The 16,026-nt window shown below is 52.9% G+C and carries 16 protein-coding genes; 5 read left to right on the top strand and 11 right to left on the bottom strand.

Features of this window, described 5'->3' with window-relative positions; genetic code table 11:
* Window positions 1-587: 587 nt before the first annotated feature.
* The 11 genes from istB to GT753_RS18565 form a co-directional block, all read right to left on the bottom strand.
* Window positions 588-1,370 (bottom strand): IS21-like element ISSen3 family helper ATPase IstB, encoded by a 783-nt coding sequence (gene istB, locus GT753_RS18515; RefSeq protein ID WP_032666787.1) that lies wholly within the window; start codon window positions 1,368-1,370, stop codon window positions 588-590.
* Window positions 1,367-2,389 carry an IS21 family transposase gene (gene istA, locus GT753_RS18520; RefSeq protein WP_033631445.1) on the bottom strand — a complete coding sequence of 341 codons (1,023 nt, stop codon included), beginning with the start codon at window positions 2,387-2,389 and terminating at the stop codon, window positions 1,367-1,369. The genes istB and istA overlap by 4 nt, the downstream gene beginning before the upstream one ends.
* Before the next feature lie 1,269 nt (window positions 2,390-3,658).
* Window positions 3,659-4,276, bottom strand: coding sequence for a reverse transcriptase domain-containing protein (locus tag GT753_RS18525; RefSeq protein WP_072010079.1), 618 nt, complete (start codon window positions 4,274-4,276; stop codon window positions 3,659-3,661).
* Between the two features lie 41 nt (window positions 4,277-4,317).
* A complete protein-coding gene (locus tag GT753_RS18530) occupies window positions 4,318-4,893 on the bottom strand; it encodes a fimbrial protein (RefSeq protein WP_050501214.1) in 576 nt (191 codons plus the stop codon).
* A 10-nt stretch (window positions 4,894-4,903) separates the two neighbouring features.
* Window positions 4,904-5,404, bottom strand: coding sequence for a fimbrial protein (locus GT753_RS18535; protein WP_050501213.1), 501 nt, complete (start codon window positions 5,402-5,404; stop codon window positions 4,904-4,906).
* A 12-nt stretch (window positions 5,405-5,416) separates the two neighbouring features.
* A complete protein-coding gene (locus tag GT753_RS18540) occupies window positions 5,417-5,908 on the bottom strand; it encodes a fimbrial protein (RefSeq protein WP_033633520.1) in 492 nt (163 codons plus the stop codon).
* Window positions 5,909-5,918: 10 nt separating this feature from the next.
* Window positions 5,919-6,584 (bottom strand): fimbrial protein, encoded by a 666-nt coding sequence (locus GT753_RS18545; RefSeq protein ID WP_139182605.1) that lies wholly within the window; start codon window positions 6,582-6,584, stop codon window positions 5,919-5,921.
* Between the two features lie 52 nt (window positions 6,585-6,636).
* Window positions 6,637-7,443, bottom strand: coding sequence for a fimbria/pilus periplasmic chaperone (locus GT753_RS18550; RefSeq protein WP_081877825.1), 807 nt, complete (start codon window positions 7,441-7,443; stop codon window positions 6,637-6,639).
* Between the two features lie 77 nt (window positions 7,444-7,520).
* A complete protein-coding gene (locus GT753_RS18555; RefSeq protein ID WP_033631443.1) occupies window positions 7,521-10,106 on the bottom strand; it encodes an outer membrane usher protein in 2,586 nt (861 codons plus the stop codon).
* 68 nt (window positions 10,107-10,174) lie between these two features.
* Window positions 10,175-10,711 (bottom strand): fimbrial protein, encoded by a 537-nt coding sequence (locus GT753_RS18560; protein WP_033631442.1) that lies wholly within the window; start codon window positions 10,709-10,711, stop codon window positions 10,175-10,177.
* Window positions 10,712-10,815: 104 nt separating this feature from the next.
* Entirely contained in the window at window positions 10,816-11,352 is a 537-nt protein-coding gene (locus tag GT753_RS18565) for a fimbrial protein (protein ID WP_033631441.1), read from the bottom strand.
* A 437-nt stretch (window positions 11,353-11,789) separates the two neighbouring features.
* Here GT753_RS18565 and GT753_RS18570 point away from each other — a divergent pair, with 437 nt between their 5' ends.
* From GT753_RS18570 to GT753_RS18590, 5 genes are all read left to right on the top strand, one after another.
* Window positions 11,790-12,587, top strand: a complete 798-nt coding sequence (locus GT753_RS18570; protein ID WP_033631440.1) for a winged helix-turn-helix domain-containing protein — start codon at window positions 11,790-11,792, stop codon at window positions 12,585-12,587.
* Window positions 12,588-12,593: 6 nt separating this feature from the next.
* Window positions 12,594-13,079, top strand: coding sequence for a hypothetical protein (locus GT753_RS18575; protein ID WP_072010078.1), 486 nt, complete (start codon window positions 12,594-12,596; stop codon window positions 13,077-13,079).
* Between the two features lie 336 nt (window positions 13,080-13,415).
* A complete protein-coding gene (locus GT753_RS18580; RefSeq protein ID WP_081877824.1) occupies window positions 13,416-14,069 on the top strand; it encodes a response regulator transcription factor in 654 nt (217 codons plus the stop codon).
* A 2-nt stretch (window positions 14,070-14,071) separates the two neighbouring features.
* Window positions 14,072-14,464 carry a hypothetical protein gene (locus GT753_RS18585; protein ID WP_033631438.1) on the top strand — a complete coding sequence of 131 codons (393 nt, stop codon included), beginning with the start codon at window positions 14,072-14,074 and terminating at the stop codon, window positions 14,462-14,464.
* A complete protein-coding gene (locus GT753_RS18590) occupies window positions 14,461-15,858 on the top strand; it encodes an FKBP-type peptidyl-prolyl cis-trans isomerase N-terminal domain-containing protein (protein ID WP_238545827.1) in 1,398 nt (465 codons plus the stop codon). Before GT753_RS18585 ends, GT753_RS18590 begins: the two co-directional genes overlap by 4 nt.
* The last annotated feature ends 168 nt before the right edge of the window (window positions 15,859-16,026 follow it).

Consider the following 16,026-nt stretch of genomic DNA (forward strand, 5'->3'; position numbering starts at 1 on the left):
GGGGACGACTCTGATTATAGTGTTATGCGCCTAGCCTCAATTTGCACCGTTGGAAGAACCAGAGCACGAACCACTTCCCGTTAAGACGTTGTGGGCCTCAGCCAGCCGTTGAAGGACTCCATCATAGAGTTGTTCCTCGGTGTTCATGGACGTGAAAAGTCGACTTGATGCCTCTTTCATCACCCACCGTCCAGCATTTTTCCCCAAATCCAGTGCCGCAGTCTGCGCCCGAAAAACAACGCACCAGCAAAACTATGCCCAAGGCGGAGGTTCAGATATAAGCCCTGTGGCTGTCGTCGTCGCCGCAGACTTTACTGCGGCGCGGCCTTTTGAGACGCAACTACAGATGTATCCCACAGTAATGACGGTAAATACGTTGGCGCTCGTCGCGCCAGCCCTCATCCCTGAGCATTATGAACGAACTGCGGCTGAACCGTAGCCCAAAATAGATTTGTCCTTCGCTGGCACCATGTCGGACCTTTTAAATCCCCGATCCTTTCGCGCAAGCGTGCCAGCGAAGCTGTCAACAACGGGTAAAAAGTGATCCACTTACATCTCCACCGACGGCCTAATATTGATCCACCGTTTTACTCAGGATTAGCTTCAGCGATAACCCCGGCCTTTCTTTTCTGTTTAAGTCGATAGCTCTCTCCTTTGATCTGAACAACATGTGAGTGGTGTAAGATCCGGTCCAGCATCGCGGATGTTAGCGCCGCATCACCGGCGAACGTTTGATCCCACTGCCCGAACGGCAGGTTAGATGTCAGGATCATCGCGCTCTTCTCGTAACGTTTGGCGATGACCTGGAAGAACAGTTTTGCTTCTTCCTGGCTGAACGGCAGATAGCCTATTTCATCGATGATGAGCAGTTTCGGCGCCATCACGCCACGGTGAAGCGTTGTTTTATAGCGGCCCTGGCGTTGCGCTGTAGACAGCTGAAGCAACAGATCCGCTGCTGTTGTGAAGCGTACCTTGATACCCGCCCGTACCGCTTCGTAGCCCATGGCTATCGCCAGGTGCGTTTTCCCCACACCAGACGGCCCCAGCAACACGATGTTTTCGTTGCGCTCGATGAAGCTGAGTGAACGCAGCGACTGGATTTGCTTCTGTGGTGCGCCGGTGGCGAAGGTGAAGTCATACTCTTCGAACGTTTTCACCGCCGGGAAGGCCGCCATCCGGGTGTACATCGCCTGTTTACGCTGATGGCGCGCCAGTTTTTCCTCATGAAGCAGATGCTCCAGGAAGTCCATATAGCTCCATTCCTGATCCACAGCCTGTTGTGACAGCGCAGGGGCAGCACTGATAAGGCTGTCCAGTTGCAACTGTTCAGCAAGTACCATCAGCCGTTGATGTTGCAGCTCGACCATCATGCGACTCCTCTGCTGAACGTATCATAGATAGACAGCGGATGATGCAGTGGCTGTCTGTCGAAGGTCACCAGGCTTTCGTCTACCTGCACGTCATACTGTTTTTTCTCCGGCGGCAGGGCCAGCATGGACTGCTGTTCCTCGATCCAGCGATCACAGGGGCGGGTCTGGATAGTTTCATGTTTCCGTTGGTTCGCTACATCGTGCAACCAGCGCAGGCCGTAGCGGTTGGCTGTTTCAACGTCAACGGTGATCCCCATCGGGCGCAGGCGCGTCATTAGCGGGATGTAGAAGCTGTTGCGGGTGTACTGCACCATCCGCTCCACCTTGCCTTTAGTCTGTGCCCTGAAGGGACGACACAGCCGTGGGGAGAAGCCCATCTCTTTGCCGAACTGCCAGAGAGATGGATGGAACCGGTGCTGGCCGGTCTGGTATGCGTCACGCTGCAGTACCACTGTTTTCATATTGTCGTACAGCACTTCCTGCGGCACACCGCCGAAGAAGCTGAACGCATTGCGGTGGCAGGCTTCCAGCGTGTCGTAACGCATGTTGTCAGTGAACTCGATGTACAGCATTCGACTGTATCCCAGAACGGCAACGAATACGTGAAGCGGCGATTTGCTGTTACGCATGGTACCCCAGTCAACCTGCATCTGCCGTCCGGGCTCGGTTTCGAAGCGGATAACAGACTCTTGTTCCTGAGGTGTGGCGAGTGAACGTATGAACTCTCTCAGGATGGTCATGCCACCACGATAGCCCTGCGCCATGATCTCGCGGGCGATAACCGTCGCCGAGATTTTATAAGGGTGAGCATCAGCGATTCGCTGGCGAACATAGTCTCGGTATTCATCCAGAAGTGAAGCGACGGCAGGACGTGGCGTGTATTTCGGCGGCTCAGACTGCGCCCGCAAATAACGCTTTACGGTGTTACGGGAGATACCCAGTTCCCTGGCGATCGCCCAACTGCTCATACCCTGCTTGTGCAGGATTTTAATTTCCATAACTGTCTCAAAAGTGACCATAAGCTCTCCCGAATCAGGAGAGCAGATTAACCCCTGGATCTGATTTCAGGCGTCGGATATGGATCACTTTCGCACCGTTAGTGACACGAAGCTCTTATGGTGCCAGCAATGACCCGAGATTTGATCCACTAATGCTGAGGTCAGCAACCCAGCCCCTCTCACCGGTAGGTTTTCGTCATCCGTATGCCGCCACTCTAGTTCAGAAGACGGTATCTCGACCAGTTTTTACGCATGTGTAGAACGACGCATGCATGTGCGACACCGAGAATGCGGCGGGATCAGGGTCATACGCGCGCGGAGCGCCCTGGTCAGGACATCGGCCAGCAATCCGTTCGCACCTGCGCATCGATTGGTCGGCGGACTGTACAACCATGAGAGTCCCTGTCGCACTACGGCACAGGGCCTCGATCATCCACTATAGGTATTGGATATACAGGACAGTCGCGGCGCTGTACGTCCCGGCATCCGCCCCCGTGAGGGACAGGTCACTTTGCAGTGTTATTGGATTGTCGCCAGCATGGAGCACCACTTTACCCCCGCCCCCCGCCTCCGGTACTGAGACACGACTCTCGACCCCTTTACCGAGGGCGAGTACATCCGAGCCCAGCGAGAGGCGTATGGTCATGGGCGCCGTACAGTTGACAGGAACGGATGCCGTCACTTGGGATGGTGCTGTGTCCCCAACTGATATGGTCCCGTGGTCGAGTACGACTCCCGGAGTCACGAATTCGCACCACTCACGGCCGGGTGGCGCGTACACACAGGACCCGGGCGGATAGATCGCTTGGGACCATGGGGCGTTTCCGCGCGGAATTGCGATGAACCCAACACACTCCCCCCCGTTCCCCTTCCCACCATGTCCCACTATCCCCGACGCCGAGGGCCCAATCGACGAGAATGCGCGCATGGCGGCGGAAGACATAGTGTCCCCCGGTACGGCGATCGTAGTACAACTTGCAACGTCGCGGCACATCTCGGACCAAGTCGGCATGGCTGCAATGTCACTTCCACCGGGGAACGCGTCGTGACGGTGGGCCGACCCAACCAGCCACCCGGGCGGTACCATTTGTTCAGCGCTAGGAACATCGCGGACTTCATACACAACATAGTAGTTTGCGGAGGTAGGACTTGTAATGGTAGTCTGCATGGACGTGACCACTGGGTAGGGCGCTGAACACACGGATGATGTAGTACCGAGGAGGAGCGTAAGAGTGGCGGGACGAAGTAATCGCATGGTATTTCCTATACATTTTTTGATAATACAGGCAATCACCCTGCTTTCATCAGGTGGTGCTTTGCCCATGTCATCCACCGGATTTCATATTTCCGCACACGGTTATCGGTCTCTGCCTTCGACAGCTTCCTCAAACGTGCCTGCTCATAAAGCCGTGCAATATGTGCCCGATGGTTCTCTATTGCTCTCGGGGCTATCCGGGGCCCTTCGGGGGCATACCATTTCCCCAGCCAGTCAAAGCCATTTTCAATTTTCCCCAGTTGTGTTTTATCCAGGTGAATATCAAAACCACCCAAATCGAAAAACTCATACAACGATTTGATCGTTTTACGTAAATGCCAACGCGTTTTGGTGAAGAAAACAAAGTCATCCATATACCGGGCGTACAACAGTTCCTCGCGCGTCGAAAAATAATGGTCAACATGCCGCAATATACTGCCGCCAACCAGCGGACTCAGTGCGCTGCCGCGACAAATACCTTTTTCAGGGGTATGTATTTCACCGCCGTCTTCAATGCTGTAATAAAGCCATTGCAGGTATAAGCTCCGGCAAACCGCATCCTCGATATGCCAATGTAATTGCCCTACTACCTGATGCTTTAAGATATGCCGGGAATAACCCCGGATACGCCCTATCCCAGTCCTGCGCGGCACTATTTTCAGTCTGGGTGTTTATCACTGCCGGTTTGATGTCCTTACTCATATTCCAGGTTAAAGGTGGCAACTGCACTGAACGCACCCCGACCAATCGTCTTGTCGGCTATCGCTAAGGGCTCGCCTTGGACATAAGCTCTCAGCGCAATGATGTTACCCCCGTCTTGCAACAGGGACTTGTCACTCTGGGTATTGAGCGGAAGGGGTTTAGCCGACGGCGTCTCAAACCCGATTGCAATCCCCGTGGCCTCACTGCCGCCACCAATGGCCAGCAGGCCCGGCAAGGAGCGGTTTTCCGTACCGGTAAAGGTTACGCTCACCGTCTTGCCCAGCGTCAGGTCGCATTCCTCCAAGTGTATCTCGAATGCTTGCCCCAAAGTGCGCGTGTTCAGGTACAGGTACTTGTCGATGATGGTGCCAAAATCCAGCGTGATTTCTTCATCACCCGGCGGTATTACGCAGGGCTCCGCGACCAGAGCGCCATGCAGGTACAGGTTATTGTCACCAGCGGCTAGGGCCGATAGCGGCGCGGCCATCAACATCGGTACCAACAACAGAGCGGCCACCCGAGAATGCACCTCCCCAGTGTGCTGCCACCAGTCCGATTTCCTTTTCATGTCACGCTCCTTATTCATAGTCGGCACGCAGCGTGGCCCAGGCCTCAAAGGTCCCTTCGGTCAGCGTGGCGCCCGCTTGTTTTATCGGTACCGCCTCCAAGCGCGGCGGGTTGGCCAGGTTTATCTTCATCGTGCTATTTGGAGTGAAGGGTTTATCGTTCTGGTACACCCGAATACCGAGACTGCCTTTGTTCGTCAGTAAGGCTTCACGGTCGAACCCTGCCGCACTGCCTTTCAGGCTTAACGTTAACGCCCAACTACCGCCAGCGGCGCTGTCACAGGTGATTTGGTAGTTCAATCCCTGCCGGTAATTCTCGCCATCTACTTTATTGATGCCTACCCGCTCGCCGAAATCGACCTCCACCTGGTTACCGTCGTTGATGGTGCAGGGCGGCGGCTCTATCAGGGTGCCGTGAAACGTCATGTCTGCTTCACCGTCCTTTGCCTGCACCGGGGCAACGCCCCCTATCAGGCCACAGCTCAGCAACAGGACTTTTAGTGTTCTGCACATACTCCTCTCCCGTTACTGGTAATCCACGGCCATTGTGGCCCCTGCGCTAAACTCCCCTCCCGTCAGGGTCGTACCAACTTGTTTCACCGGGATCGCCCACAATTCTGGCTTGTTTGGGTAGCTGAAATGTAGCCACTTGTTGACTGCCAGTTTGTTGCCGCCCTGACGCAGTTCTATACCCAGCCCGGTTTTATTGGTCTGCAACACCTTCGCGTCAAACGCGGCACCATTGCCTTTTATCTGCAGTTTCATCGCATTCGCGGTGTCCCCGGTGCACGACAGCGTGTAATTGACCGGCATCTTGTAATTGTCGCCATCCACCCGGGTGGTCATCACATCGCCGAACTCCACTTCAATCGGCCGGCCATCGTTTATCACGCAAGGCGGTGGTGCCACCACGGTGACCTTGACGGTGACCGTGGCCGAGGGGGCTGCAAAAACCAGCATCGGCAAGGCCGTCAGCACACCTGCCAGCGCTCTCGGCAGCGTTACGATCCCATTCATTGCGGCCGCCTCAGTCATAGCTCAGATGAAAATCCACTACGGCCCGATAGCTGCCTGCCATCAGAGTGGCGGGAGTGCGTTCCGGGGTTATCGTGTAGCTTAGCGTATTCTGCCCCGGCGTCAGCAACAGCGGCTGGCCACGGCTGCCCAGGCGAACGTCTTCACCTTGCGCGTTTTCCATACGCAACCCGAGCCCCGAGACGCCCTGCACCTTCACCAACTGCGGGTTATCGGCGTCACGCGTCGCACGGAAACTCACCGTTACCGCCGGCTGATTGTCCGCCCAGGTCAGGCCGCCGGTACGCTCATCGCGGCTACCGGCCGGGCTTCGCAGACAATCCTCCAAACGCAGCTCGAATCGAATCGGTTCGCCGCGCGCGCCAACCGTTCTCAGGCGCCCCGCCCCCGTCTCACCGAGTGCGATATCCTGGTGGGCGCTGGTCATCTCCAGCCGACATGCGCTCTCGGTTAACGCCCCATGAACGTACAGGGTGCCGTTGGCGCCTTCAACATCCCAGTTGTCCACCGCAGCCTGCGCCGGTGGCAACAACCACACCGCTGTCCCCAGCGTTATCGGGGCCATCAGCATCAATCCGAACAACGCGCCGTAATACTTCAGCTCAATCGCTCCACACAGGCCCCGTCGGTGTCTGCCCGTCTCATGTGTCATGCCCATATTCTTGTCTCCCTTCGCTTGACCGGTGCACGCACCGCAAGACCGTGCTCTGCTACGCTTTCTTCGCCGGTATCACCGTGCATGTGCTGCCAGAGCAACTGAAGCTCAGCTGCGGCCGGCCGCCATAGTCGTTAACGTAGGTCAGCACCGGGCTGTTACCTGCCTCAGTCGCACTCACCGTCAACGGCAAATTGCCCTTTGGCGGCACCATCATCGGCTCGAAGTTTTTGATCCCCGCACCGTCTTTTTTGGTGGCGGCATCAACCAGCGTGACGTAATACGCCGTCGGATTGTTGACCACATACTTGTTGCCTTGTTTGCTCAGGGTCAGCTGTTCCTGCGGCGGCGGCGCATTTTTGTCCATCGCAATGGCGGCCGGGCGGTAGAACAGCTTGATACGTGTCTGCAACGCAATTTGCAGCGTATTCGGCTTGGTGCTCTTCGGCGGAATTTCCCGCAGGTTGAAGTAATAGACCGTCTCGCGATCCTGCGGCAGCGCCTTCGCCACCGGCAGTGCCTGGATTTTCACCTGGCTCGGTTTGCCCGGCTCGATGCGCTGAACCGGCGGCAGTACCGTGAGGGGGCTCTGGATTTTGTTGCCCTTGTCGTCTTCAATCCAGCCCTGCGCCAGGTAAGGCAATTGCTTGTTTTGGTTGCTGACGCTCAGGCTCACCGATTTTTGGCTACCATCGAAAATAATCCGCGTGCGGTCCAGCGCTATCGCCGCCTGAGCCTGCTGGGCCAACAAGGCCGCGAGCAGGGCACCGGCCACTGCCGCCGTCGTCAGGGCCTTTTTCCGCCTGGACGCAACCGGACGGCCCTCGTGATGTTGTTTAATGTTCAATTCGCTCTTTCGCATGTTTTCATTCCTGGCCGTAGCGGCCCTCATAGCATTTGGGTTAAATCTGCACGCCGTGTTATCCCTCGGCGCAGCAGTTACGAAGCCGGTTCCGGCTCGGGCGCAACCACTGGCACGCCCTGCGTCCGCGCGTCAGGCTCTGTGCGCGCCCCCAGCGGATGACACGGCAACAGCAGCGTATTCATCAGCATATCTGCCGGCAGCGGCGTTGGCATGCGCACCTCACACTGCGCGCCGCCGTTCCAGTGCACCGTCATGGCATCGCCGGCGTTAAGGCCGCTCAGGTAAACACTGCCGCCGTCATTGACGATACCCGTCTCCTGCTTGCGGGCGTTCATCACCGTGGCGCCGAATGGGGGTTCACTGCCGTCGGCCAGTTTGATGACCGCCATCGCCTTCTCGCCGGCAATCACGTCGAACTGGCGGTAACCGATAGCGCCTTCGGTGAGCGTGGCCTGCACCACCGACTTCGTGGCTTCGGCGTTATCACCGAGTTTGTTCACATCGATACTCGCCCTGTTGCGGTAATAGCTGTTCACGTCCCCGATGACCGCCTTGCCCCAGGCATTGGTGTTGGTGGTGTTGCCATAGCCCCGCACCGGCACGTCCGCCACCCCCTGCGTGTCAATCAGCATGCGGGTGCCGCCCGGCACCCCGGCCCGATGCAGCGCCCCGCCGTTCGCCGTCATCGTCATGCCGCCCTGCATCGACATCCCGAAGGCGCTGTAACGGTTTTCCTGATAACTGGCGTTAGCGCTCATACGCGCCTTATCGCCTTCATGGTTGTAATACCCGTTCACATTCACCCCGCTGCGCGAACTGCCGGCCCGCAACTGGTAGTTGTTATGCTCATCAATCCGGTCGTAATAGCCCACCTGATGCGTGGTGTCGTCGCGGTTCACCGTGGTGTTGTAGCTCACCGTCGAGTTATCCCCCCACGGCATCGACAGTGAAAGGTAGGCCCCATCGTCTTTCGTCCCGTTGTATTCATTACGGTACGCCGACAGCGATAGGCTCAGGTTGCGGAACCGGCCCACGTCGAAATAACGCGACAACGTCAGGTTGTAGCGGTCGTTGGCCGGCCGGTCCCAATACGTCTCGTGGCTGTAATTGAGATAGGTGCTCAGCCCCCAGTCGCGAAAGTGCTTGTTGAAGGTAATGGTGTACATCTCCTTGCCATTCCCCGTTCGGGTACCGTAATAACGCGCGTCCAGATACTCGCTCATGCTCATAAAGTTCTGCTCTGAGAAGCGATAGCCGGCAAAGGTTACCTGGCTATCGTATTCGTCGAAGTTCTTTGAGTAACTGAGGCGATACGAACCGCCGCTCAACGTGCCCTCTTCCTGTGGCAACCGCGCCCGCGACTGGGTGGCGTCAAATGACAGTGCTCCCAACGCCATCAGGTCACGGCCGATACCCAATGACAGCGCGTTGTAGTCGCCGCCCGCCAGCACACCGCCATACAGCGACCAACCGTTGCTGACACCCCAGGAAAATTCGCCGGTGCCGAACAGTGGGCCACGCGAATGGTGCTGCCAGTCTGACGGTTTACCCGTCGCCAGCTTGAAGCGCACCGAACCTGGCCGTGTCAGATAGGGGATATTCGCGGTATTCACCACAAACTCCTGCACGCCACCGTCCTGCTCTTCCACCCGGACGTTCAGCTCGCCGCTGACCGCATCGTTGATGTCCTGAATGCGAAATGGCCCTGCAGCAACCGTGGTCTCGGACAGCACACGTCCCTGCTGGCTGATAACCACTTTGGCGTTCGTTTTCGCTACCCCCACCACTTCCGGCGCATAACCGCGCAGACTAGGGGGCAGCATGCTGTCGTCCGATACCAGGCTCGCCCCGGTGAAGCGGAAGCTGTCGAACATACCTGAGTCCAGATAGTTTTCACCCAGCGTCAGCTTCGAGCGCAGCGCCGGTATTGCCCGATAGGCGTAATACCGGCTCCAGTCCAGTTGCTTATTGGTCGGTTGTCCGCTCCCTGTCTGATGGTCAAGATTTGCCTGCCAATCGGCACGCAAACGCCATGCCCCCAGGTTGGCACCCGCCGTACCGTTGCCGCTGAGGCTATAACCACGCGATCCGTCCCGCTGCTGATGCTGACTACGTGCGTTGACGTTGTAATCGAAGAGCAACCCTGGAATGCCCTCATCCCAGCGAGACGGCGGATCCCAGTTCTCGTCGCTGTACTCCAAATAAGCCTGAGGAATGCTCAGGTAAAGAGAGGACGTGGGCAGATCGCCACGCACTTCCATTCCCTGTACGCTGGTCTCGTTAAGACACTCTCCCTCGCGCCACCAGGTCAGGTCTTTCAGCACGCCGGGTTTAAATCCTAGTTGTTGCACCAATTCGGGGTTGAGGCAGGCGCGACTGCCGTTTGGGTCCCCCTCAGGCGCATAAAATGCGATCTGTTGCTCCTGCAAACCATTCTTATTAACGTGCACCACCATGCCGTAGGTCCCCGGCATAATGTAGCCACTGCGCGAGAATTGGCTCAGATCGATGTTTTTCCGATCGTTGACATCCAGTACATCTGTATTGAACTGAATATTATCGGCAGCATGGGCGCTTATCACTGAAGTACCCAGCGCAAGGGAAATAAAAAATCCTAACGAATGCAGAGGCGCAATTTTTCCAAGCGAAGAAAACTCCATGCCATTACCTTATTAGTATAAATAAATCCATTGCGCGAAGCGAAAAACAGCGCTCTTCCAGAAGGAATTTAAAAATAGTCCAGTTTAAATCGAATAGATGATAAATAATCGCCCGCTTTCAACGCATGATTATTGGCTACCAATCTCATGGCGTAATTCAATTGACTGTCGCCGGGAATAATATCCATTGGCGGCATAGCCTTGCCCGGTATTGCGACATTACCCTGGGTATCGATGATTCGCAGCGCCACACCGGAGGCATCCCCGTTAACACCAAATAACCCGCCATGAGCTTCACCATCAAAAGTAACCTGAAATTTCCTCCAGCCTTCCTTTCCCGGGCGTTCAGTGATGCAGTTAACCAAATCAATGGAAAAAGGTTGGCTGCGGCCCTGCCCATCGCGAATAATATCGGATAAGGGTAAAACCCCCATATCAATGGTTTGTTCTCGGCTGTCAACAGCAATAGCACAAGCGGTGTCGATGATGGATCCTTGCATATTTACCCGCCCCCATCCGGCAATGTGCTCATCGGCAAAAACAGAGACCACAGGAAAGGAAAACAGGCAAGAAAACACTACAACAGCGGTATTATGCAGCCTCATAAAACGTGCTCCATACTTTGTAATATTGTCAAAAAGGCATGCGGGGATACCGCATGCATATATACACATACAGAGAAAACACTTACTTTATGTGGAGTGAGCTTTTAGTTATAAGCCAGAGTAAAATCGGCCACCGCCTGGAATTCACCTTCAGTAATAGACGCGGAAGAAGCGGTATCGCCCTGCATGTAGGCGGCGAAACTCAGCGTGTTATTACCGTCCTGCAATGTTTGCTCTTTAGTTGGCTCGCCCAGTTTGATGATTTCACCATCAGCCTGAGTGATGGCTACACTGGCGCCTTTAGCCGTGCCGGTAATCCCCAGAAGGCCATTTTTAGCCGCAGATTCCATACCTGTAAAGGTTACCTGCACCTTATTTTTGGTGGCAGGTGAACCGAACGTGCAGTTCTCCAGATCGATCGAGAAATTACGCGGGGTAGATTTCCCCCCGCTGAGTAAAGCCACCTTAGAGATCTGGCCCAGCTCAACTGTCTGGTCAATAGACTCTGGAGTAATAGAGCAAGGCGCATCAATAATAGAACCCGTGAAGGTCACTTTACCGTGCCCTTGGTCAGCAGCTTGCACACCAGAAATAGTGCCGAAAGCCAATACGGCCGCCATCATAATCTTATTCAGTTTCATTTCCACTTTATCCTTGGTTAGGGACTATTCCCTTTTTGTAAAAAGTCGCCATTTATTCGAAATCATAAAACCCAGTACGCAGGAATGAGTCTATCTTTCCTTCCACCGCACCACGTCATAGCTACCGGCAACTGGAAACAATGGTATAGACAACCAAACAAAAAAGATACATAATCTGTTTAATTGAATATAATTAGATAAAAACACCAAAACAAAACAAAAAAACAATAATTATTAGAGTATAACAACAACTACGCAATGAAAATTAAACGATAAAACCTCTTTAATTTCAAAGCCATCCCTGACTGAAATTAATTTATTCAGAAGTAGTTGACTGCCGCCATCGACCTCCCATAGATTCTATTAAAATCCAAATAAGACTAATCTTACCGAAGGCTATTTTAAAGATTACGCACTAGGGTTATTGAGGTATCCTTATGAAATATATAATAAATTTGACACTGGTTTTCGATCCGGAAAGTAGATTGCTGGTGCTTAGAAACAACAGTCAATTAGCAATAGGGTTATCTAACCCCGCTACGCGGTTGTTATCCGAGTTGATAAAGAATAATAAAATGGAGTTAACGCGTGAAACACTGATCAAACATGTCTGGGAGGATTTTGGCTTCTCTCCATCCAGTGCTACGTTAAGCAACCATATCAGTGAGCTGAGAAAAGCCTTTGAAGCGCTCGGAGTAAGTAAAGATATTCTGCTTACGGTGCCACGTATAGGGTTCAAGATGGATGCAGAAATCCATCCGGAAACCAAACCGCCAAAAGAACCACCTCTGGCGGAAGATATTGCGCCACTGCCGCCAGTAAATGAAAAGGTAGCGGTAGAAGATATCATCATGAGTGATTCGCTCGTCAATTCAAAAAAGCCATTACGTAAAATGAATGTGCGGATATTGTCATTTCTGCTTGTGTTGAGTGTCACCGCTACAGTGTTCGCATGGAGCATATTGAGCAAGCATGAACAACATGCGCTCATCGGGATTCAGGCTAAATGTCGTATCTATACTCTGGATGAAGGCAAGGAGGGGCCAGAGCAATTAGAACATGCTCGAAAAATGCTGGCTGAAGAAGCGATAGATTGTTCACAAACTAACCTCGATATTTACTATATGGAAGCACGGCCTGCGAATGAGTTACTTAAAGTTAATTTTATGGCAGTTTGCACCAAGAGCAATGATATGAGCTATAAAAAATGTGATAACTTCAAGCAGGTTAAGTAGGCTAAAATGAACAGAATTGTTATCTTTTTCTCGGCACTGGCCCTCATCATCTTGGGTGGCATTTTTCTTTACCTTAACCATTCAAATTGGAAGCCATTTCGCTGTAACACCCATGTAAATTCAAACATATTCTCAAAGGATGGGCATCCCTTAGTGCTCAACATGGACATCAACATAATTACCGCTCATGAAGGAAGTAGTGAGTTAATCGCTGTAGGGTCGTTGAAAGGGGAAGATAAAAATTATGTTATTGCCAGGCGAATTTTCATCACTATGAGAAAATCCGATTTTACAGGGCTCACAAAAACCACGATAGATCGGCAAGAGCGCCGCCCAATAGATAATGTCCCTGAGGCCCTATGGGAAAAATACGTACTACCAGAAACACCTGGCGTAGTGTTCTACATGGAAACAAAAAAATTAAACAATAATTTATACCTTATCAAAGGACTATCAAATCCTCATTTTGTTTGCGCACTAGAAAAAGATTAATTTCACTTAAGGCTTAATCATGCATTGCATGCATGATTAAGCCGCACCGCATCCCATACAGCAACACCAATAATTAAATAATTAATTTCAAAAAAATGACCAATTAACGATCTAAAAGGCAATAAAAATCAGAACTTATCACTCTTAAACGCCAGTTAATTTTATTAAATTGCGCACGCCGCGAATTGTCAGTTATTTTATAGCGTTACCGATGCAGCTGTTCCACTCAGGATAGCCAAGAACGACACGCATTCAAAATAAACCGGCGACGTATTACCAACACAAAAATTCGAGATACACCATAATTTATCAAAAAGTTAAGAATATTTCCCGAGAATGAGCAAGATGGAAAAAACAAAAAATCTAAATAGGAATGAGACATTGAGAATTGTCATTATTGACGATGATAAATTTTATGCCAAGGGATTAACAATGGCTCTGTCCATGCATCTAAAAAACACGAGTCATAAAATGGAGGTTCTCTTCGAAAAAAAGATAGAGAAAACAACCGACATTGTATTTCAGGCAATACGCTGTGGAACGTTCATCTCTCCCTGCACCCTGACATGCAGCGGTAACAGTAAGCCGTTGTATATCGCCATCGCGGAAAGGAAAGATGCACATTTGCAGCACTTATACCGCAACGCTAATAAATCCAACATCCTTTATCGACATCAATCGGTGAACCTAATCCTGCAGCTCATGGAAAACCTCTTAATTTCTCTACAGAGAGCACCGGTAAAATCACCACCTACTTCAGCGACCTTGCTTCATGCCCCACTCACACCGCGTGAACAAGAAGTTCTGCATCAACTCAAGCAGGGAAAAACACATGCCGGCGTAGCCAGCATCTTGGGCATTAAGGAGAAGACCATAAGCTCGCACAAACGCGCGGCGATGAAAAAGTTGAACTTTAAACGAACCAGTGAGCTGCTCCATTGGATGATCCAGGGTGGATTAACCCACCACCAACCGAGAAAAGGAAATTGAACATGAGCCATTCTTCTCTAACCATCACGGCGGTATTGATGGGCGTACTGTTGGTCAGCGGTTGCCAGTCCACCAAAACGCCGCAGATAAAAACCGCCTCGGCCAGCACGTTGCAGGATGAAAAGGTCAAGCGTGAAACCCAGGATTTAAAGCAGTGCCAACAGAATTTAAACGCACTGGGGACGCTGAAAACGGCAGATTACCCGACTAAAAAACAGGTGTTCGACAACCTGATGTCCGGCGCTTCGCAATATGCCGGTGTGCGCACTCAGGTCAACGAGCGCACGCAAGAGACCGTTGATGCCCTCTATCGTTATCAGGTGAGCTATCAATGCGCCGAGATTAATCAGGCATTGCTTACCGAACTGGCGAAACGCGGTGGTGCGATAAAATGATCGCCTGGAAACGGCTGACCTACCGTTTTTTGGCCTGCCTGGCTGGGGGGATGATGCTGCCAGCGGCTTCATCGGCGCCAAGCAAGGGTAATGCCGATATTCCGGCTTTGCTGCAGTTTGCCGAGCAATACAGCGACAAAGGCTACCCGGCAGAAAAAGCCCCTGCCGCGCGGAATCATCCTCGCACCGAAAAACGCCCAACCCCAAGCGCCGAGAAAGGTAAGCCCGACAACAAACCGCCAGCACAGCGCGAATCCTGGCGAATGAAGGATAAGGCGATCCAGCAACAGCGCACGGAAATAGCCCAGCTAAAATTACAGATAACCCGTCTGCGGCAAAACGCCGTAACGGCAACGGCAACGCCGGATTGGGCCGCGCTATCCCAACTGGCGCAAAGCTTGCGCCAGGCGCTGGGGATGACCCCGACAGAGCGTCAGGCAAAAGTCAACCTGGTACAGATACAGCAGCGGTGGGATCAGGATCGGGCGGTATTACAGCAACAGTTATCCAAAGCAAAAGCAGAAAACCAGGCCTTATCAGCGGCAGCTAACCAGCAAAAAAATTTGCTGCTGGAAGCAGAAAAGCGCGACGCGGCACAGCGGGAGCAACAGGCTGAATTGCAGTCGCAGCGCCAACTGATGCAAACCGAGTTGGATGATACCGTCAAGAAACTGGCAGATACGCGAGCCGACATGGCTTCTTTGCAAACGCGAAGCCCCCGTCTGGTGACGGCCGATGCGCTCAAAGGTGCACAGCCGCGTGAGGATTACGCCGCAGGCATTTCACTAGGAGAGGAAATTCTGCAAATGCAGGAAGAACGGCAGCGTTGGGGAGTGAGATCGGAGAAGGGAATGCTCTTGGCTGGCATTGCAGATGCCTTTGCGGGCAAGCGGATGTTGTCGGATGATGAACTCAATAACACCCTGGCCGCCGCCGAGGAAAAGATGGTATCCGCAAGAGAAAAAATCAGCGCAACCCAACGGCAAAAAGGCGCGGCCTATCTAGGGGAGTTCAAGAAAGATAAGCGCGTTCACCGGGCATCGTCCGGGTTCTGGTACCGTATCGACTATGCGGGTGATGCACAGATCCCCGCTATCGCCTCGGTGGGTGTCGTGGTAAAAGAAACGCTGGTCGACGGCACAGTGGTGCAAGATATGGAAGCGACTGGTGCCACGCTGTCGCAGCCGGTGGCGGATTTCCCACCGTTGTTTAAAGAGGCAATTTCGTTGCTGAAAAACCACGGTACGATGACCCTGGTGGTTCCTCCTGAACAGGCTTACGGAGAGAAAGGCTACCCACCGAAAGTTCCCCCCAACGCCACCATGATCTACACCTTGCGCATAGCGGAGGTATACCCACCTGCTCAAGCTAAAACACAGCCCTACCCCCACTAGCCCTGATATCTCTCATGAATTTAATAGGGCTATCAGTCTGATGCGCAACCTATCAATGACAGATAAAACCCGGTATTGCGATTAATAAAAATTAAATTAAATTAAATCACGAAAATAAACGCCTTCAGAACCGAGCTGCCATCAATACATTGTTAAAATAAATATGAA

It is taken from the genome of Serratia sp. Z4, from assembly GCF_009900725.1.
Taxonomy (GTDB): Bacteria; Pseudomonadota; Gammaproteobacteria; order Enterobacterales; family Enterobacteriaceae; genus Serratia; species Serratia nematodiphila.